Origin of the sequence: Halomonas koreensis (genome assembly GCF_031451675.1) — a bacterium.
Classification (GTDB): domain Bacteria; phylum Pseudomonadota; class Gammaproteobacteria; order Pseudomonadales; family Halomonadaceae; genus Halomonas; species Halomonas koreensis.
Window position 1 is genome coordinate 175,387 of the sequence record NZ_JARWAK010000004.1, and the last position, 17,758, is coordinate 193,144.

Consider the following 17,758-nt stretch of genomic DNA (forward strand, 5'->3'; position numbering starts at 1 on the left):
GAGTGCCTCACCAGCCTGCCCACGCTGGCCTGAAGTATACCAGCCCGGCGGGGGCCCGCCGCCCCGGATCAGGACAGGCCGTCGACCTCGCCGCGCGGGTCGAGCCGGATGCCGAGGCTCGCCGGGCGTCGCGGCATACCCGGCATGCGCATGATGGAACCGCACAGCGCCACCACGAAGCCGGCGCCGGCCGCGAGCTCGGTGTCGCGCACCGGCAGCACATGGCCGGCGGCCAGCCCGCTCATGGCCGGCTCGGCGGCGAAGCTGTACTGCGTCTTGGCGATGCAGACCGGCAGGTGGCCATAGCCCAGGGCCTCGTATTCCTCGAGCCGCTGGCGCACGCCGTCGTCGAGGCTGATGTCGGCGGCCCCATAGAGCCGGGTGGCGATGGCTCGGATCTTGTCCTCCAGCCGGGCCTCGTCGCCATAGGTGAACGACAGCGCCGGGGCGGGCTCCTCCTCCAGCATGGCCGCCACCCGCTCGGCCAGGGCTTCGCTGCCGGCCGAACCGTCGCGCCAGTGGCTGCTGACCACCAGCTCGACGCCCAGTTCGCCACAGGCCTGGCGCAGGGTCTCGTGCTCTTCCGGCGCGTCCTGGTCGAACTGGTTGATGGCCACCAGCAGCGGCACGCCGAAGGTGCGCAGGTTATCGACATGCCGCGCCAGGTTGCGGGCGCCGCGCCTCACGGCCTCGGGATCGACCTCACCCAGGGCTTCCCGAGCCACGCCGCCGTGCATCTTGAGCGCCCGCAGGGTCGCCACCACCACCACGGCGCTCGGGGAGAGGCCGGCCTGGCGGCACTTGATGTTGAAGAACTTCTCGGCCCCTAGGTCGGCGCCGAAGCCGGCCTCGGTGATCACGATATCGGCCAGCGACAGCGCCGCCCGGGTGGCCATGACCGAGTTGCAGCCATGGGCGATGTTGGCGAAGGGGCCGCCGTGGACGAAGGCCGGGTTGTGCTCCAGGGTCTGGACCAGATTGGGGGCCAGGGCCTGCTTGAGCAGCACCGCCATGGCCCCGTCGGCGCCGAGATCGCGCGCCCGGATCGGCCGGCCGCTACGATCCCGGGCCACCAGGATCTCGCCCAGCCGGCGCTGCAGATCGGCCAGGTCGGCGGCCAGGCAGAGGATGGCCATGATCTCGGAGGCCGCGGTGATATCGAAGCCGTCGCGACGCATCACCCCCTGACCGCCCTGGCCGACGGTCAGGTGGCGCAGCGCCCGATCGTTCATGTCCATCACCCGCTTCCAGGCGATGCGCTCGGGGTCGATATCGAGCTCGTTGCCCCAGTACAGGTGGTTGTCGATCAGCGCCGACAGCAGGTTATGGGCGCTGGTGATGGCATGGAAGTCGCCGGTGAAATGCAGGTTGATGTCTTCCATGGGGATGACCTGGGACCGGCCGCCGCCGGCGGCCCCGCCCTTCATGCCGAAGCAGGGGCCGAGGGAGGGCTCGCGCAGGCAGATGGCCGCCCGGTGGCCGAGCCGGTTCAGGCCGTCGCCGAGCCCCACCGTGGTCGTGGTCTTGCCCTCGCCGGCCGGCGTCGGGGTGATGGCGGTCACCAGCACCAGCTTGCCCTGGGGCCGCGCGGCCAGGCCGTCGGTGAGATCATGCGGCAGCTTGGCCTTGTCGTGACCGAAGGGCAGCAGCCGGTCGGCGTCGAGCCCGAGACGGGCCGCGACCTCGGCGATGGGCCGCGGCGGCACCGCCCGGGCGATGAGGATGTCCGGCGAGCCCGGCGGCGGCAGGGTGCCGCTGGGGGGTGACTCCGGCGGCGAGGCCGGGCGAGCGGCGGACCTATCGTCTCGAAACGGGATATAGTCGGTCATCTCGCCCCCCTTCGTGTGCGTCCGGCGGGGCCCGACAACGCCCGCTCCCGGGCCCTGACAGCAGCGTGGTCCGTCTCGGCGCGGGCGAGCATTCCGGTTGCGACATCCGCGTAGTCGAAACGGCCATGACGGAGGCGCCACGCCCCGACGGCGGAAGACGGCACACGAAAAAGGGCCCACGGATGACCGTGGGCCCTGAGATTCTGGCGCGCCCTAAAGGATTCGAACCTTTGACCTTCGCCTCCGGAGGGCGACGCTCTATCCAGCTGAGCTAAGGGCGCACACGGCCCGACGGGGAATGCCCGTCAGGCGAGCCATATCCTATCCTGCCGACCCGGCGGCTGTCCAGCCGGGCGGCCATCATCGCCGCGCCCCGACTGCCGGGGAGTTGATCGGCGACATTTTCCAGTGATTGTCGATCCCGCTATACTGGCGCGCATTGTGCGCTTCATGGCGTCCTGCGGCTGTCGTGATGCCGACCGTGATTCGATGACAAGACCGTCAAGAGGTGGTGAGAGTGAAATCCAGCAAGTTGATCATGGGGTGTCTGGCCCTGCTCGGCCTGACCGCGGGCATGGCCCATGCCCAGGAAGACGTGGACCGCGAGGCCATCGCCGAGCGACTGGCGCCGGTGGGCGAGGTGTGCCTGCAGGGCGAGGATTGCGGCACCGCCATGGCCGCGAGCGGCGGTGGCGATAGCGCCGCTTCCGGCGGCGCCGACGGCGAGACCATCTACAACAACGTCTGCATGGCCTGTCACGACACCGGCGCCGCCGGGGCACCCAAGCGCGGCGACGAGGCGGCCTGGGCCGGTCGTACCGACAAGGGCTTCGAGACGCTGCTGGGCCATGCCATCAACGGCTTCAACGCCATGCCGGCCCGCGGCGGCAACCCCAACCTCTCCGACGAGGAAGTCCAGGCCGCCGTCGCCTACCTGGTGGAGCCGGTCATGGAGGTGCCCGCCCAGGCCGCCGGCGGCGACGACGCGGCCCCGGCCGATGACGGCGCGGACGCCAGCGCCGAACCGGCCACCGCCGGCATCGATGGCGCCGCCATCTACAACAGCGTGTGCATGGCCTGCCACGACACCGGCGCCGCCGGAGCCCCGAAGAAGGGCGACGCCGCCGCCTGGGCGGCGCGTCTCGAGCAGGGCACCGAGACCCTCTACGACCACGCCATCAACGGCTTCAACGCCATGCCCGCCAAGGGCGGCAACCCCGGCCTGTCCGACGCCGAGGTCAAGGCCGCCGTGGATCACCTGCTCGGCAGCGTCGAGTAAGGACGACCGCGCGGGAGACGACAGCGGGGCGCCCTAGGGCGCCCCGCTTGCTTTCCGCCGTCGCCACGGCGCATTGATTGTCGGGTGCGCTCGCAGGCTCGCCTACCCGACCCACGAGGCTTCCATCACTCGCACCTCGCACCTCGCACCTCGCACCTCGCACCTCGCACCTCGCACCTCGCACCTCGCACCCGGGATCATCCCAGCAGCGAGCGGATCCCCGCCAACGCGTCCTGGCCGCGGGCCTGCTTCTTCTCCGGATCCTCACGATCGGCGCGCCCCTCCCACTCCAGGGCATCCGCCGGCAGCTCGTCGAGGAAGCGGCTGGGCGTGCAGTCCATCAGCTCGCCGTAGGCCTTGCGCTGGCGGGCCAGCGTCAGGGTCAGGGTGCGCCGCGCCCGGGTGATGCCCACATAGGCCAGGCGCCGCTCCTCCTCCACGGTGCCCACCTCGATGGCATTGCGATGGGGCAGCAGCTCCTCCTCGAGGCCCATCAGGTAGACATGCGGGAACTCCAGGCCCTTGGAGGCGTGCATGGTCAGCAGCTGCACGCGGTCGGAGTCGTCCTCCTCGGCCTGCTGCTCGAGGATGTCGCGCAGCACCAGCCGCGAGATCGCCGCCTCCACGCCGTCGGTCTCGGTGGCGGTGCTGGTGGCGTCCTCCTCGGGATCGGCCTGCATCGACTTCTCGAGCTGGTCGACCAGAGTCCAGACGTTGGCCATGCGCCGCTCGGCGATGGTCGGCGCGCTGGCGTTCTGGTAGAGCCAGGCCTCGTAGTCCATCTCGCGCAGCATCTCGCGGATGGCGGCGATGGCGTCGCCGCCGTCCATGCGCCGGCGCACCCCTTCGATGAAGTGGGTAAACCTCCCGAGCCGCTCGACGGCCCGGGTCGGCAACTGCTCCGCCAGCCCCAGCTCCCGGCAGGCGGCGAACAGCGAGCTGCCCCGCTCGGTGGCGTAGTTGGCCAGCTTCTCCAGGGTGGTCGGCCCGATCTCCCGGCGCGGCACGTTGACGATGCGCAGGAAGGCGTTGTCGTCGGCCGGGTTGATCAGCAGCCGCAGGTAGGCCATGGCGTCCTTGATCTCGTTGCGCGAGAAGAAGGAGGTGCCGCCGGAGAGCTTGTAGGGGATCTGGTAATGCTGCAGCTTGAGCTCCAGCAGCCGGGCCTGGAAGTTGCCGCGGTAGAGCACCGCGAAGTCGCGCCACTCGGCGCGCTCCTTGATGCGCCGGGTGAGGATCTCGCTGGCCACGCGTTCGGCCTCGGCCTCCTCGTGGCGGTTGACCACCACCCGGATCGCCTCGCCCCGCCCCATGTCGGACCACAGGGTCTTCTCGTAGACGTGGGGGTTGTTGGCGATCAGGGTGTTGGCGGCACCCAGGATGGTGCCGGTGGAGCGGTAGTTCTGCTCGAGCTTGATGACGTTGAGCCGCGGGAAGTCCTCGCCCAGGGTCACCAGGTTCTCGGGCCGCGCCCCGCGCCAGGCGTAGATCGACTGGTCGTCGTCGCCGACCACGGTGAAGGTCTGGCGCTCGCCCATCAGCAGGCGCACCAGCTGGTACTGGCTGACGTTGGTGTCCTGGTACTCGTCCACCAGCATGTAGTGGATCTTGCGCCGCCAGCGGGCCAGGGCCTCGGGATCGTCGCGCAGCAGGGTCACGGGCAGCAGGATGAGGTCGTCGAAGTCCACGGCGTTGTAGGCCTTGAGGTGGCGCACATAGGCCTCGTAGACCCGGGCGGCGAACAGCTCGTCCTCGCTGCCGGCATGGGACAGCGCCTGGCCGGGCCGGACCAGGTCGTTCTTCCAGTTGGAGATGGTCGCCTGGACCTGGTTGATCGCCTCGGCGTCGACCTGGGCGTCCTTGTTCATCAGGTCGCGCAGCAGCGCCTTGGCGTCCTCGGGGTCGAATAGCGAGAAGCCTGGCTTGTAGCCCAGGGTCTTGAGCTCGCCGCGGATGATGTTGAGCCCCAGGGTGTGGAAGGTGGAGACCGTCAGGCCGTGACCCTGGCGGCCCTGGAGCATCTGGCCCACCCGCTCCTTCATCTCCCGGGCGGCCTTGTTGGTGAAGGTCACCGCGGCGATGCGCCGGGCGCTCATGCCGCACTCCTGGACCAGGTAGGCGATCTTGGTGGTGATCACGCTGGTCTTGCCGGAGCCGGCGCCGGCCAGCACCAGGCAGGGGCCGTCGATGGCCCGTACCGCTTCCTGCTGGCGGGGATTGAGCTTGGCGATTCGCTGCTGAATGCTCATGGCGCGGTTTCCTCCACGATCGCGCAGCACGCTGCGCGCCTACAGATGGCCGGCGCCGGGGAAGCCCAGCTGGCGCCAGGCCTCGAAGACCAGCACCGCCCCGGCGTTGGACAGGTTCAGGCTGCGGCTCTCGGGCCGCATGGGGATGCGCAGGCGCTGCGTCTCGGGCAGGGCATCCAGCATGGCCTGGGGCAGGCCGCGGGTCTCAGGGCCGAACACCAGGGCGTCGCCCTCCCGATAGGCCGGCTCATGATAGCCGGTACGGCCCCGGGTCGAAACGGCGAAGACGCGGCCCGGGGCTACCGCCTCGAGGAAGGCCGCCCAGTCCGGGTGCACCCTCACCCGGGCCCACTCGTGGTAATCGAGGCCGGCGCGGCGCAGCCGCTTGTCGTCCAGGGTGAAGCCCAGCGGCTCGATCAGGTGCAGCCGGAAGCCGGTATTGGCACAGAGCCGGATCAGGTTGCCGGTGTTGGGCGGGATCTCGGGCTGGTAGAGCACCACGTCGAGCATCGACGCCTCCTGATATGATGGCCTGGAACGCGCTCGGGCCCCGTCAGGGGCCCGAGAGAGGGGCAGCGAGGCGCTCGTCTCAGTCGTTCGCGACCCCGTAGCGGTCGCGATAGGCACGGATGGCCTCGGCGTGGCCGCGCAGCTCGGCGCCGGCGTGGACCTCCAGATACTCGAGCACCATGTCCAGGGTGACGATGCTCACCACCGGCATGCCGTAGGTCGCCGCCACCTGCTGGATGGCGCTGCGGGCATCGCCGTCGTCGCCGCCCCGCTCCTGGCGATCGAGGGCGACCACCACGCCGGCGGCCTCGGCCCCGGCGCCCTCGATCAGCCCCATCACCTCGCGGATGGCGGTGCCGGCGGTGATGACGTCGTCGACGATCAGGATGCGGCCCTCCAGGGCGGCACCGACGATCTGGCCGCCCTCGCCGTGATCCTTGGCCTCCTTGCGATTGAACGCATAGGGCAGATCGCGGTCATGATGATCCGCCAACGCCACCGCGGTGGCCGCCGCCAGGGGAATGCCCTTGTAGGCCGGGCCGAACAGCACGTCGGCCTCCAGGCCGCTGTCGGCGATGGCCCGGGCATAGAAGCGGCCCAGCTGCGCCAGGGCGCGGCCGGTCTTGAACAGCCCGGCGTTGAAGAAGTAGGGGCTGACGCGCCCGGACTTGAGGGTGAACTCGCCGAAGCGCAGCACGCCCTGCTCGATGGCGAACTCGATGAAGGCCTGCTGGTAGGGTTGCAGGGTCGATGCGGCCACGGAGCCTCCTATCACGTTTATTGGCTGACGCCATTTACCCAAACGTCGAAACGTCGGGTATCATACACGCGCGACGCAAAAGGGACCATGTATGAAAATCGCCACGATCAATGTCAATGGCATCCGCGAAGCGGTGGGTCGAGGCTTCCTCGACTGGCTGGCCAACCAGGATGCCGACGTCGTCTGCGTGCAGAACCTCAAGGCCAAGAGCTTCGAACTCGACGACAGCATTCTCTTCCCGGAAGGCTACGAGGGCTATTTCCTGGACGCCGAGCAGGACGGCTTCTCCGGGGTGGGCCTGTATTGCCGCAAGATCCCCAAGGCGATCATGTACGGCCTGGGCTTCCCCCAGTGCGACCATGAGGCCCGCTTCCTGCAGGCCGACTACGACCGCTTCAGCATCGCCAGCTTCCTGATGCCCGACGGCAGCGACCCGGCCGCCAAGCAGGCCTTCATGGCCCAGTACCAGGAATACCTGTCCAAGATGGCCCGCAAGCGCCGCGAGTACATCATCTGCGGCACCTGGCACATCGCCCACAAGACCATCGACCTGGCCAACTGGGCCGACAACCAGACGACGCCCGGCTTCAAGCCCGAGGAGCGCGCCTGGATGGATCAGGTGCTCGGCCCTACCGGCTTCATCGACACCTTCCGCGAGACCAATCGCGACGCCGGCGAGTACACCTGGTGGCCGGCGCTGGACCAGGACCAGTCCCGGGAGCGCCAGGAGGGCTGGCGCATCGACTACCAGCTGGTCGGCCCCAACTTCCGCCGCCATGTGGTGGACGCCTGGATCGACTACGACGCCACCTTCTCCGAGTACGCGCCGCTGATCGTCGAGTACGACCTGACGCTCTGACGCGCCTCCCTTCGTCGCCGTCGCGCCCGGGTGCGACGCAGGACGCCGGCCTTCGGGCCGGCGTCCTGCGTTCAGGGTCAGCGGCGGATGCCCAGCGCCTGGCGCTGATGATCGAACAGCTCGGCCCCGGCCTTCTCGGCCAGATCGAGCATGGCGTCGAGCTCGGCGCGGCTGTAGGTGCCCGACTCGGCGGTGCCCTGCACCTCGATCAGGCCGCCGCCCTCGGCCATCACCACATTCATGTCGGTGCCGGCGCTGGAGTCTTCCGGGTAGTCCAGGTCGACCACCGGCACGCCCCGGTAGATGCCCACCGAGACCGAGCTCACCAGCTGGTGGAAGGGGTCGCCCTTGATCAGCTTCTCGCGCTGCAGGTAGCGAACGGCATCGACCAGGGCCACGCAGCCGCCGGTGATGGCCGCGGTGCGGGTGCCGCCGTCGGCCTGGATGACGTCGCAGTCCACGGTGATGGTGAACTCGCCGAGCTTCTTGAGGTTCACCGCCGCCCGCAGCGAGCGACCGATCAGCCGCTGGATCTCCAGGGTCCGCCCCCCCTGCTTGCCGCGGGTCGCCTCGCGGCCGCCGCGGGTATGGGTGGCCCGGGGCAGCATGCCGTACTCGGCGGTGACCCAGCCCTGCTTCTTGCCGCGCAGCCAGCGCGGCACGCCGGCCTCGACGCTGGCATTGCACAGCACGCGGGTATCGCCGAACTCCACCAGCACCGAGCCCTCGGCGTGGCGGGTGTAGTCGCGGGTCAGGCGGATCTCACGGGGCTGATCGGGGGCGCGTCCGCTGGGACGCCGGATGTCCGAGGACATGGCACCTCTCTCGAATGGTCGGGGAATGATATCGCCGGCATTCTACACGGTCTGGAGACGGAATCGTTTACACTGCTCTCCCATCGATGCGATACCGGGAGTCTTCCATGGTCCACAGCATGACGGCCTTCTCGCGACAGGACCGCGACGCCGCCTGGGGCCGGCTGCAGCTGGAGCTGCGCTCGGTCAACCAGCGCTATCTCGAACCCCACTTCCGGTTGCCCGAAGCGCTGCGCGACCTCGAGCCGGGCTTCCGCGAGGCCCTTCGCCGCCGCCTGGGTCGCGGCAAGGTGGAGTGCCAGCTGCGCTTCGAGCCGGCCGAGGCCGACGCCTCGCTGGCCGTCAACCGCCCGCGGCTGCGCGCCCTGGCGCAGGCGCTGGACGAGGTGCGCACGGAGGTGCCCGAGGCTCCGCTGCCCGATGCCCTGGCGCTGCTGGGGCATCCCGGGGTGGTCGAGTCGGCGGGGCCGGATCTCGCGGCGATCAAGGCCGAGGCCCAGGCGCTGTTCCAGGCGGCCCTGAACGACCTGCTCGCCGGCCGCGCCCGGGAGGGCGACAAGCTCGAGGCGCTGATCCGCGCACGCCTCGATGGCATCCGCGAACAGGTCGCCGAGGTGCGACGCCTGCTGCCGGGGATCCTCGAGCGCCAGCGCGCCCAGCTGCTCGAGCGGCTGGCGGAGATGCGCACCGAGCTCGACCCCCAGCGCCTGGAGGCCGAGCTGGTACTGCTTGCCCAGAAGGCCGACGTCGCCGAGGAGCTCGACCGGCTGGAGGCCCACGTCACCGAGGTCGAACGCCAGCTGGGCCAGCCCGGCCCCATCGGTCGACGCCTGGATTTCCTGATGCAGGAGCTCAACCGCGAGGCCAACACCCTGTCCTCGAAGTCGGTGGTCGCCGAATCCACCCGCTGTGCCGTGGAGCTAAAGGTGCTGATCGAGCAGATGCGCGAGCAGATCCAGAACATCGAGTAGCCTCGCGATGCCCGTGCGCTCGAACGCTCCCTGCCTCTCGGCGGGCCTGCGACTGGCCCTGCTGGTGTCGCTATGCCTGGCCGCCTGGTCTGCCGCCGGCCAGACCACCCCGGGCGCGGCCGGAGAGCCGGGCGGCGACGATGACGTGATCGTGGTCGGCGGCGACCACTACCACCCGCCCTACGAATTCCTCGACGAGGACGGCCGTCCCGCCGGCTACGATGTCGAGCTGACCCGGGCCATCGCCGAGGTGATGGGCGTCGAGGTGCGCATCGAGCTGGGCCCCTGGAGCGAGATGCGCCGCAAGTTGGAAACCGGCGAGATCGACGCCCTGCAGGGCATGTCCTACTCCGAGGCCCGCGACGCCAGCTTCGACTTCGCCCCGCCCCACGCCATCGTCCATCAGTCGATCTTCGCCCGTCGCGGCACGCCGCCCGTGGAAAGCCTGGAGGCGCTGCGCGGCAAGGAGGTCATCGTCCAACGCGGCGACATCATGCAGGACCTGCTGATCGAGCAGGCGGTGGGGGCCAAGTTGTTCACCACGGACACCCATGCCGACGCGCTCCGTGCCCTCGCCGCCGGCCAGCACGACTACGCCCTGGTGGCCAATCTCCCGGCGCTCTACCTCAGTCGCGAGCTGGGGCTGACCAACCTCGTGCCGGTCGCCCGGCCCTTCTCGCTGCGCTACGGCTATGCGGTGAAGGAGGGCAATGCCGACGTCCTGGCCCAGTTCAGCGAGGGCCTGGCGATCCTCAAGAACACCGGCCGTCACCAGGCGATCTACGACAAGTGGCTGGGCCCCCTGGAGCAGGGGGAAGGCCTGCCGTGGAAGCGGCTCGGCCTGATCGGCGCCATCGCCTCGGCGCTGCTGCTGCTGATTCTGGGCGGCATCGTGGTCTGGAATCGCATGCTCAAGCGCGAGGTGGCGAGCCGCACCGAGGAACTCCAGCGCCAGCAGCAGCAGTTGATCCAGGCCGACAAGATGTCCTCGCTGGGCGTCCTGGTCTCGGGCGTCGCCCACGAGATCAACAATCCCAGCGGCCTGCTGCTGCTGAACCTGCCGGTGCTGCGGGATGCCTATGAGGATGCCCGGCCCGTGCTCGAGGCCCACTATCGCGAGCACGGCGACTTCCCGTTCGGCGGCCTGCCCTACTCGCGCATGCGCGACGAGGCGCCCTCGATGCTCGACGAGATGCTGGAGGGCACCCGGCGCATCAAGCGCATCGTCGGCGATCTCAAGGACTTCGCCCGCCAGGGCAGCCGCGATCTCGGCGAGCGCCTCGACCTCGACGAGGTGGTCCAGACCGCGGTGCGCCTGGTCGACAACTCGATCCGCCAGGCCACCGACCGCTTCGAGGCATACTATGCGGGCGACCTGCCCGCCGTGCGGGGCAATGCCCAGCGCATCGAGCAGGTGGTGATCAACCTGGTGCTGAACGCCTGCCAGGCACTCGAGGGACGCGACCAGGGCATCCGTCTGACCACCCGCCACCTCCCCGACGACGGGGCCGTGACCCTGGAAGTGCGCGACGAGGGTCGGGGCATCGACCCGACGACGCTTTCCCGACTGACCGACCCCTTCTTCACCACCCGGCGCGAGTCCGGCGGCACCGGCCTGGGGCTGTCGGTCTCCGCCGGCATCGTCCGCGAGCATGACGGCGACCTGGCCTTCGCCTCGCGTCCCGGCGAGGGCGCCACCGTCACCCTGACGCTGCCCGTGGCCCCGGCCGACGACGATGACGCCTCCTCTCAGGACGAGCGATGAGCATGAACCTCTATCCCACCTTCGGCCTGCTGCTGGTCGACGACGAGCCCTCCTTTCTGCGCAGCCTGAGCATCGCCCTGGAACGCAGCGACGGCATCAACAACCTCCATCGCTGCGAGGACAGCCGCCAGGTGATGGACATCCTGGCGCGCGAGAACATCGGCCTGGTGACCCTGGACCTGACCATGCCCCACCTGTCGGGCGAGGAGCTGCTGCGGCGCATCGTCGAGGAGCACCCCGATGTCGGGGTGATCGTGATCAGCGGCCTGAATCAGGTGGAGACCGCCGTCGACTGCATCAAGCACGGCGCCTTCGACTACTTCGTCAAGACCGACGAACAGAGCCGGCTGATCGAGGGCATCAAGCGGGCCATCCGCCTGCAGGAACTGCGCCAGGAGAACCAGGAGCTGCGTCGGCGCTTCCTCAATGACACCCTGGAACACCCCGAGGCCTTCGCCGACATCGTCACCGACGACAAGGGCATGCGTTCGGTCTTCCAGTACCTCGAGTCGGTGGCCCCGAGCGGCCAGCCGCTGCTGATCGGCGGGGAGAGCGGCGTCGGCAAGGAGCTGATCGCCCGGGCGGCCCATGAGTTGAGCGATCGCCGCGGCCCGCTGGTCTGCGTCAACGCGGCGGGGCTCGACGACGGCGTCTTCGCCGATACGCTCTTCGGTCACGAGAAGGGCGCCTTCACCGGGGCCGACCGCCCCCGCGACGGGATGATCGAAAAGGCCGCGGACGGCACCCTGTTCCTCGACGAGATCGGCGACCTGAGCCCGGCGTCACAGGTCAAGCTACTGCGCCTGCTGCAGGAGGGGGAGTACTACCCGCTGGGCAGCGACCGGCCCAAGCGGGCGCGGGCGCGCATCGTGGTGGCGACGCATCACGACCTCGAAGCGCGCCAGCGGGAAGGCGACTTCCGCAAGGACCTCTACTACCGACTGCGCACCCACCAGGTGTGGCTCCCGCCGCTGCGGCGACGCCGCGGCGACATCCCGCTGCTGCTGGACCACTTCCTCGCCGAGGCCGCCGACGAGCTCGGCAAGCCCCGGCCGACCTACCCCCCGGAACTGCCGGTCCTACTGGCCAACCACCCCTTCCCCGGCAACGTGCGCGAACTGCGCGCCATGGCCTATGACGCCATGAGCGTCCACCGCTCGCGGACGCTGTCCATGGAGGTGTTCCGGCGCGCCATCGAGCCGGGACGCATGCTCCCCGAGCCCTCAAAGGCCTGCGCCGAACGTCATGTCTTCGCCCCCGACGAACCCCTGCCGACGCTGCACGAGGTCGCCGACCTGCTGGTCCGCGAGGCCATGCGCCGCGCCGAGGGCAACCAGTCGATCGCCTCGCGACTGCTGGGCATCTCCCAGCCGGCACTCAGCAAGCGGCTGAAGAAGCTGCGCGAGGCCGGCCCGGAACCCCTATAACCCGGTCGCCTCGATAACCGGGGTTATAGCGCCATTTATCCCTTTTATTTCAGAAACTTACATGAGAATCATGGCGTCGGGCCGTCGTAGGGTTATACCCCTTCGCGACCGCGTGCCGGCCCACGACTCACGAAGAAAACCAATAAAACAACACGTTAACGGAAAACTCACCATCTGGCATGCGCCTTGCTCCATAGGAAGTGGCTCCGCGAAGGGAGCCACCACATTCCAAGAGCAAGAGGTTCGACGACCGATGCCAACAACAACGAAGGCGGCCACACCGGCCGCGACCGCCTCCCCCGCCATGACGATCGCCAACCAGGGAGGTGCCGCATGCTCGCTCTGATCAACGACCTGCTGTGGGGCAAGGTACTGATCGCCCTGCTGATCGCCGTGGGCGTCGGATTCACCATCGCCTCGCGCTGCGTGCAGTTCCGCTACTTCGGCCGCATGTTCCGCATCCTCGGCGCCAGCCAGGCCTTCAAGCGTGACGGACACGGCCATCTGAGTTCCTTCCAGGCACTGCTGCTGTCGGTGGCCGGCCGAGTCGGCGGCGGCAACATCGCCGGCGTCGCCGTGGCCATCACCCTCGGCGGCCCGGGCGCGGTGTTCTGGATGTGGGTGGTCGGCCTGATGGGCATGGCCACCAGCTTCCTCGAGTGCACCCTGGCCCAGACCTACAAGACCGCCGAGCCCGACGGCACCTACCGCGGCGGCCCGGCCCGCTACATCGCCCGCGGCCTCGGCCGCCGCTGGCACTGGCTGGCCGGCCTCTACTCGGTGCTGCTGCTGGCGACCTTCGGCTTCGCCTTCACCGCCCTGCAGTCCTATGCCGTGGCCACCTCCTTCGACGATGCCTTCGGCATCCCGGCCCGCTACACCGGGCTCGGCCTGGCCCTGCTGGTGGGCCTGATCGTCTTCGGCGGCGTCAAGCGTATCGCCCGGGTCACCGAGGTGCTGGTCCCGGTGATGGCGGGCGGCTACCTGCTGATCGCCCTGGTGGTGCTGGCGCTGAACGCGACACAGTTGCCCGACGTCATCGGCTTGATCGTGAACAGCGCCTTCGGCCTGGAGCCGGCCATCGGCGGCGGCATCGGCGCGGCGATCATGATGGGCGTCAAGCGCGGCCTGTTCTCCAACGAGGCGGGCCTCGGCAGCGCGCCCAACGTCGCCGCCGTCGCCTATATACCGCACCCGGTCAACCAGGGCATCGTGCAGGCCTTCTCGGTGTTCATCGACACCATGATCATCTGCTCGGCCACCGCCTTCATCATCCTGCTCGGCGGGGCCTATGATCCGGCCGCCGGCGCCGGCATCGACGGCATCGCCCTGACCCAGGCCTCGCTGGCCGACCACGTCGGCGAATGGGGCCGCAGCTTCGTCAGCGTTGCGCTGCTGCTGTTCGGCTTCAGCACCATCCTCTACAACTACTATCTGGGCGAGAACAGCCTCGACTTCTTCAGCCGGGGCAATCGTACCCTGTTCAACGCCTTCCGCCTGGCCATCATCGGCCTGTGCACCTGGGGGGCGATGACCGACCTGGGTACCGTCTTCGCCTTCGCCGACACCACCATGGGCCTGCTGGCCCTGGCCAACCTCGTCGCCCTGATCCTGCTGTTCAAGCCGGGGCTACGCATCCTGAGCGACTTCGATGGCCAGATCCGGGACGGAGTGAAGCAGCCGATCTTCGACGCCGCCAGGTTCGACGACCTGAACGTGGATCCGACCGCCTGGGAGATCGAGCCCGAGGACCGCGAGCGGGCCCAGCGGACCGCGGCGGCCGCACCGGCCACCCGATGACCCCACCAGGGCCCGGCTCAACCGGGCCCTCTCCCGCCTGTCGAGGCCTCAGGATGACCACGCCTTCCCGCGCCGCCCGACCGCGGCCCGGCAGCTCGCCGGCGCTGCAGGCCTGGGTGGAAGATATCGACCGTCAAGCCCGAACGAAGCTCGGCATGGGACGGGTCGCCGATTACATTCCGGCCCTGGCGGACCAGGACCCCGAGCGGTTCGGCCTCGCCATCTGCACCAACGACGGGCAGCTGTATACGGCCGGTGACGCCGAGATACCCTTCTCGATCCAGAGCCTGTCGAAAGTCCTGCTGCTCAGCCTGGCCCTGCGTCGCCATGGGGATGCCCTCTGGCGACGGGTCGGCCTCAATCCCTCGGGCATGCCGTTCAACTCCCTGATGCAACTCGAGACCGAGCATGGCAAGCCCCGCAACCCCTTCATCAATGCCGGCGCCATCGTGGTCGCCGACCACCTGGTTGGCGCCTTCGCCACGCCGTCGAAACATCTCCAGGACGTCGCCAGGACGCTTTCCGGCAACGCCGGCCTCCTGATCGACCGGCAGGTCCTGGCCTCGGAATGGCGGCATCGCTCTCGCAACGCCGCGGCGGCCTATCTGATGAAGGCCTTCGGCAACCTCGACAATGAGGTCGACGAGGTCCTGAACGCCTACTTCGCCTGCTGTGCGCTGCGCATGAGTTGTGCCGACCTTGCCGTCACCCTGAACTACCTGGCGGCGGACGGGCACGCCATGACCACGGGCGACCGCTTCGTCCCGCCGGCCATGGCGCAGCGCATCAACGCCCTGATGTTCACCTCCGGCATGTACGATGCCGCGGGGGACTTCGCCTATCGCGTGGGACTGCCGGCCAAGAGCGGCGTCGGCGGCGGGATCGTCGCCATCGTGCCCGGCCGCTTCTCGGTCTGCGCCTGGTCGCCGGCGCTGGATGAACGCGGCAACTCGGTGGCCGCCCAGTACGCCCTCGAACTGCTCGCCGACGACCTGGGCCGCTGGTCCGGCACCCTCCCCGCCGAATGGCCTTCGGGGCGCAAGGCAGCACCCGCCATGTAGTTTTATTACTGTTATAAGGGCCAGAATCCGCATGATCGGCGCCAAAACTTAGACTTTGGTCGCAAACAAAGAGTAAGATTCCTGGCTTAACTCGTACTCGATCGGGCGCTGCCCAGGAGGTTCGCCATGCCGACCACCCCGTCCGGTGCCACCGCGCGTCATCCCCGCCTGGCCGAGCTGGCCCTGGCCCTCGGCGGCTTCGGCATCGGCACCAGCGAGTTCGTGATCATGGGCCTGCTGGAGCGCGTCGCCGGCGACCTCCAGGTCGCCGCCGCCGACGTCGGCTACGCCATCTCCAGCTATGCGCTGGGCGTGGTGGTCGGCGCGCCGTTGATCTCGGCGCTGGCCGCCCGGGTGCCGCGCCGCACCCTGCTCATCGCGCTGATGCTGGTGTTCGCCGCCGGCAATCTCGCCAGCGCCATGGCCACATCCTTCTGGCCCTTCGTCGGGCTGCGCTTCCTGGCCGGCCTGCCCCACGGCGCCTACTTCGGCGTCGCCGCGCTGGTCGCCGCCGCGGCGGTGCCCGTCGAGCAGCGCGCCCGCGCCGTCAGCCGGGTGATGCTGGGCCTGACCGGCGCCATCGTGATCGGCGCCCCGTTGGCCACCTGGGCCGGCCAGGCGCTGGGCTGGCCGATCGCCTTCGCCGGTGTCGGCGTCATCGCCCTGACCACCGCCGCGCTGATCCGGCTCTGGGTGCCCGCCCAGCCCCGCGACCCCGGCGCCAGCCCCCGGCGCGAGCTCGCCGGTCTGCGCCGCCAGCGCGTGCTCTTCACCCTGGGCGTGGCGAGCATCGGCTTCGGCGGCATGTTCGCGGTGTTCAGCTATGTGGTACCGACCCTGTCGACCCAGGCCGGCATGGCGGAGGCGCTGGGGCCCTGGGTGCTGGCGATCTTCGGGCTCGGCACCATCCTCGGCAACCTGGCCGGCGCCCGCGCCGCCGACCGCGACCTGCTCCGGGCGATTCCCGGCATCCTGCTGTGGTGCCTGCTGGTGCAGGGCGGCTTCTTCCTCGCCGCCGACCACCTGGCCTCCGGGCTGCTGTTCGTCGGCCTGGTGGGCACCAGCATGGCGCTGGGGCCGGCGCTGCAGACCCGGCTGATGGACGTCGCGGGCGACGCCCAGACCATGGCCGCCTCGATGAACCATGCCGCCTTCAACGGCGCCAACGCCCTGGGCGCCTGGCTGGCGGCGGTGGTGATCAAGGCCGGGGCGCCCTGGTCGGCCAGCGGCCTGGTCGGCGCCGGCCTGGCCGCCGGCGGACTGCTGGTGTTCTTTACCGGGCGCCGGCTGGAGGAGCGCCCGGCGCGGGCGACCGCCCGCTGAACGCCGCGGCGAAGGCTGCGGGGGCGGCATCGACTGTGCGATACTCCGGCCTTTCCCGCAGTCGCTCACCCGTTGCCAGTTCAGGACTCCGCCCATGGCTCAAGGTACGCTCTTCATCGTTTCCGCTCCCTCCGGCGCCGGCAAGACCAGCCTGGTGCGCGAACTGATCGAAAGCCTCGACGGCATCCAGGTCTCGGTCTCCCACACCACCCGGCCCCGCCGGGAAGGCGAGGTCGACGGCGTGAACTACCACTTCGTCGACGTGGCGGCCTTCGAAGCGATGATTGCCCGGGGCGACTTCTTCGAGCACGCCCGGGTCTTCGACAACTACTACGGCACCTCGCGCCGGGCCGTGGAGGACCTGCTGGCCGCCGGCCAGGACGTGATCCTGGAGATCGACTGGCAGGGCGCCCGCCAGGCCCGCGAGCAGCTACCCGAGGCGGTATCGATCTTCATCCTGCCGCCCTCGCGGGAGGAGCTGGAGCGCCGCCTGGCCGGCCGGGGCACCGACGAGCACGCGGTCGTCGCCTCGCGCATGCGCGAGGCGGTCAGTGAGATGTCGCACTTCGACGAGTACGACTACCTGGTGATCAACGACGACTTCACCACCGCCCTGCGCGAGCTGCAGTCGCTGGTCATCGCCCGGCGCCTGAGCGGCGAGCGCATGCGCGAGCGCCACGGCCCGCTGCTGGCGGCGCTCTTGTCAGGGGAAGCGGGCGTCGAGTAATCTATCCGATCTATTCATCGGTGAATCCCCGGGGCGCTGAGGCGCCGACCGGGGCTTCGCCCGTCAGCATTCAGGAAGGCATCCATGGCGCGAGTCACAGTCGAAGATTGTCTGGAAAACGTCGAAAACCGCTTCAAGCTGGTGATGATCTCCACCCAGCGCTCCCGCCAGCTGGCCCGCGGCTCCCGCGATGCCCTGCTGCCCTGGGAGAACGACAAGCCCACGGTGATGGCGCTGCGCGAGATCGCCGACGGCCTGGTCGACTCCAGCGTGCTGGACGAGCCCATCGAGGCCCCCGTGCGTACCCGTCCGGAAGGCGAGCCGGGCATCCCCGCCGAGGAGTGATCCGCCCGTCGACGCCAACCGCAGGGCCATCACGCAAC

The 17,758-nt window shown here is 69.5% G+C and carries 15 protein-coding genes and 1 tRNA gene; 10 read left to right on the top strand and 6 right to left on the bottom strand.

Annotated elements, in window-relative coordinates:
- Positions 1-68 precede the first annotated feature (68 nt).
- Both QC818_RS06725 and QC818_RS06730 read right to left on the bottom strand, forming a co-directional pair.
- Positions 69-1,829, bottom strand: a complete 1,761-nt coding sequence (locus QC818_RS06725; protein WP_309652076.1) for a formate--tetrahydrofolate ligase — start codon at positions 1,827-1,829, stop codon at positions 69-71.
- Between the two features lie 204 nt (positions 1,830-2,033).
- Positions 2,034-2,110, bottom strand: a tRNA-Arg gene (locus tag QC818_RS06730).
- A gap of 236 nt (positions 2,111-2,346) precedes the next feature.
- On the opposite strand from QC818_RS06730, the gene QC818_RS06735 reads away from it, so the two are divergent.
- Complete coding sequence (locus QC818_RS06735; protein ID WP_309652077.1) at positions 2,347-3,108, top strand: c-type cytochrome; 762 nt, start codon at positions 2,347-2,349, stop codon at positions 3,106-3,108.
- Positions 3,109-3,305: 197 nt separating this feature from the next.
- On the opposite strand, the gene rep is transcribed toward QC818_RS06735, so the two are convergent.
- The 3 genes from rep to pyrE form a co-directional block, all read right to left on the bottom strand.
- Positions 3,306-5,357 carry a DNA helicase Rep gene (rep, locus tag QC818_RS06740; protein WP_309652078.1) on the bottom strand — a complete coding sequence of 684 codons (2,052 nt, stop codon included), beginning with the start codon at positions 5,355-5,357 and terminating at the stop codon, positions 3,306-3,308.
- Between the two features lie 39 nt (positions 5,358-5,396).
- The gene (gene trmL / locus QC818_RS06745; RefSeq protein ID WP_309652079.1) at positions 5,397-5,867 is read right to left on the bottom strand and encodes a tRNA (uridine(34)/cytosine(34)/5-carboxymethylaminomethyluridine(34)-2'-O)-methyltransferase TrmL; all 471 of its coding nucleotides are present in this window, start codon (positions 5,865-5,867) and stop codon (positions 5,397-5,399) included.
- 79 nt (positions 5,868-5,946) lie between these two features.
- Complete coding sequence (gene pyrE, locus QC818_RS06750; protein ID WP_309652080.1) at positions 5,947-6,627, bottom strand: orotate phosphoribosyltransferase; 681 nt, start codon at positions 6,625-6,627, stop codon at positions 5,947-5,949.
- A 91-nt stretch (positions 6,628-6,718) separates the two neighbouring features.
- Here pyrE and QC818_RS06755 point away from each other — a divergent pair, with 91 nt between their 5' ends.
- The gene (locus QC818_RS06755) at positions 6,719-7,486 is read left to right on the top strand and encodes an exodeoxyribonuclease III (RefSeq protein ID WP_309652081.1); all 768 of its coding nucleotides are present in this window, start codon (positions 6,719-6,721) and stop codon (positions 7,484-7,486) included.
- Between the two features lie 77 nt (positions 7,487-7,563).
- On the opposite strand, the gene rph is transcribed toward QC818_RS06755, so the two are convergent.
- Positions 7,564-8,301 carry a ribonuclease PH gene (gene rph / locus QC818_RS06760; protein ID WP_309652082.1) on the bottom strand — a complete coding sequence of 246 codons (738 nt, stop codon included), beginning with the start codon at positions 8,299-8,301 and terminating at the stop codon, positions 7,564-7,566.
- 107 nt (positions 8,302-8,408) lie between these two features.
- Here rph and QC818_RS06765 point away from each other — a divergent pair, with 107 nt between their 5' ends.
- The 8 genes from QC818_RS06765 to rpoZ all read left to right on the top strand — a co-directional run bounded on the left by QC818_RS06765 (position 8,409) and on the right by rpoZ (position 17,720).
- Positions 8,409-9,272 carry a YicC/YloC family endoribonuclease gene (locus tag QC818_RS06765; protein ID WP_309652083.1) on the top strand — a complete coding sequence of 288 codons (864 nt, stop codon included), beginning with the start codon at positions 8,409-8,411 and terminating at the stop codon, positions 9,270-9,272.
- Positions 9,273-9,279: 7 nt separating this feature from the next.
- The gene (locus QC818_RS06770; RefSeq protein WP_309652084.1) at positions 9,280-11,037 is read left to right on the top strand and encodes a transporter substrate-binding domain-containing protein; all 1,758 of its coding nucleotides are present in this window, start codon (positions 9,280-9,282) and stop codon (positions 11,035-11,037) included.
- Positions 11,034-12,464: a sigma-54-dependent transcriptional regulator gene (locus QC818_RS06775; RefSeq protein ID WP_309652085.1), complete on the top strand. Its 1,431-nt coding sequence runs from the start codon at positions 11,034-11,036 to the stop codon at positions 12,462-12,464. The genes QC818_RS06770 and QC818_RS06775 overlap by 4 nt, the downstream gene beginning before the upstream one ends.
- A 333-nt stretch (positions 12,465-12,797) precedes the next feature.
- The gene (locus QC818_RS06780; protein WP_309652086.1) at positions 12,798-14,264 is read left to right on the top strand and encodes an alanine/glycine:cation symporter family protein; all 1,467 of its coding nucleotides are present in this window, start codon (positions 12,798-12,800) and stop codon (positions 14,262-14,264) included.
- 53 nt (positions 14,265-14,317) lie between these two features.
- Positions 14,318-15,325, top strand: coding sequence for a glutaminase B (gene glsB / locus QC818_RS06785; protein WP_309652087.1), 1,008 nt, complete (start codon positions 14,318-14,320; stop codon positions 15,323-15,325).
- 126 nt (positions 15,326-15,451) lie between these two features.
- On the top strand, positions 15,452-16,648 hold the full coding sequence (locus QC818_RS06790; RefSeq protein WP_309652088.1) for an MFS transporter: 1,197 nt from the start codon (positions 15,452-15,454) through the stop codon (positions 16,646-16,648).
- Positions 16,649-16,742: 94 nt separating this feature from the next.
- Positions 16,743-17,375, top strand: coding sequence for a guanylate kinase (gene gmk / locus QC818_RS06795; protein WP_309652089.1), 633 nt, complete (start codon positions 16,743-16,745; stop codon positions 17,373-17,375).
- An 84-nt stretch (positions 17,376-17,459) separates the two neighbouring features.
- Entirely contained in the window at positions 17,460-17,720 is a 261-nt protein-coding gene (gene rpoZ / locus QC818_RS06800) for a DNA-directed RNA polymerase subunit omega (protein WP_309652090.1), read from the top strand.
- The last annotated feature ends 38 nt before the right edge of the window (positions 17,721-17,758 follow it).

Bases quoted from the DNA above. Each gene is read 5' to 3' on its own strand.
- rpoZ (WP_309652090.1), top strand. From the start codon at position 17,460: ATGGCGCGAGTCACAGTCGAAGATTGTCTGGAAAACGTCGAAAACCGC.
- QC818_RS06790 (WP_309652088.1), top strand. From the start codon at position 15,452: ATGCCGACCACCCCGTCCGGTGCCACCGCGCGTCATCCCCGCCTGGCC.
- glsB (WP_309652087.1), top strand. From the start codon at position 14,318: ATGACCACGCCTTCCCGCGCCGCCCGACCGCGGCCCGGCAGCTCGCCG.
- QC818_RS06755 (WP_309652081.1), top strand. From the start codon at position 6,719: ATGAAAATCGCCACGATCAATGTCAATGGCATCCGCGAAGCGGTGGGT.
- rph (WP_309652082.1), bottom strand. From the start codon at position 8,301: ATGTCCTCGGACATCCGGCGTCCCAGCGGACGCGCCCCCGATCAGCCC.
- gmk (WP_309652089.1), top strand. From the start codon at position 16,743: ATGGCTCAAGGTACGCTCTTCATCGTTTCCGCTCCCTCCGGCGCCGGC.
- rep (WP_309652078.1), bottom strand. From the start codon at position 5,357: ATGAGCATTCAGCAGCGAATCGCCAAGCTCAATCCCCGCCAGCAGGAA.
- QC818_RS06770 (WP_309652084.1), top strand. From the start codon at position 9,280: ATGCCCGTGCGCTCGAACGCTCCCTGCCTCTCGGCGGGCCTGCGACTG.
- trmL (WP_309652079.1), bottom strand. From the start codon at position 5,867: ATGCTCGACGTGGTGCTCTACCAGCCCGAGATCCCGCCCAACACCGGC.
- QC818_RS06780 (WP_309652086.1), top strand. From the start codon at position 12,798: ATGCTCGCTCTGATCAACGACCTGCTGTGGGGCAAGGTACTGATCGCC.
- QC818_RS06765 (WP_309652083.1), top strand. From the start codon at position 8,409: ATGGTCCACAGCATGACGGCCTTCTCGCGACAGGACCGCGACGCCGCC.
- QC818_RS06775 (WP_309652085.1), top strand. From the start codon at position 11,034: ATGAGCATGAACCTCTATCCCACCTTCGGCCTGCTGCTGGTCGACGAC.
- QC818_RS06725 (WP_309652076.1), bottom strand. From the start codon at position 1,829: ATGACCGACTATATCCCGTTTCGAGACGATAGGTCCGCCGCTCGCCCG.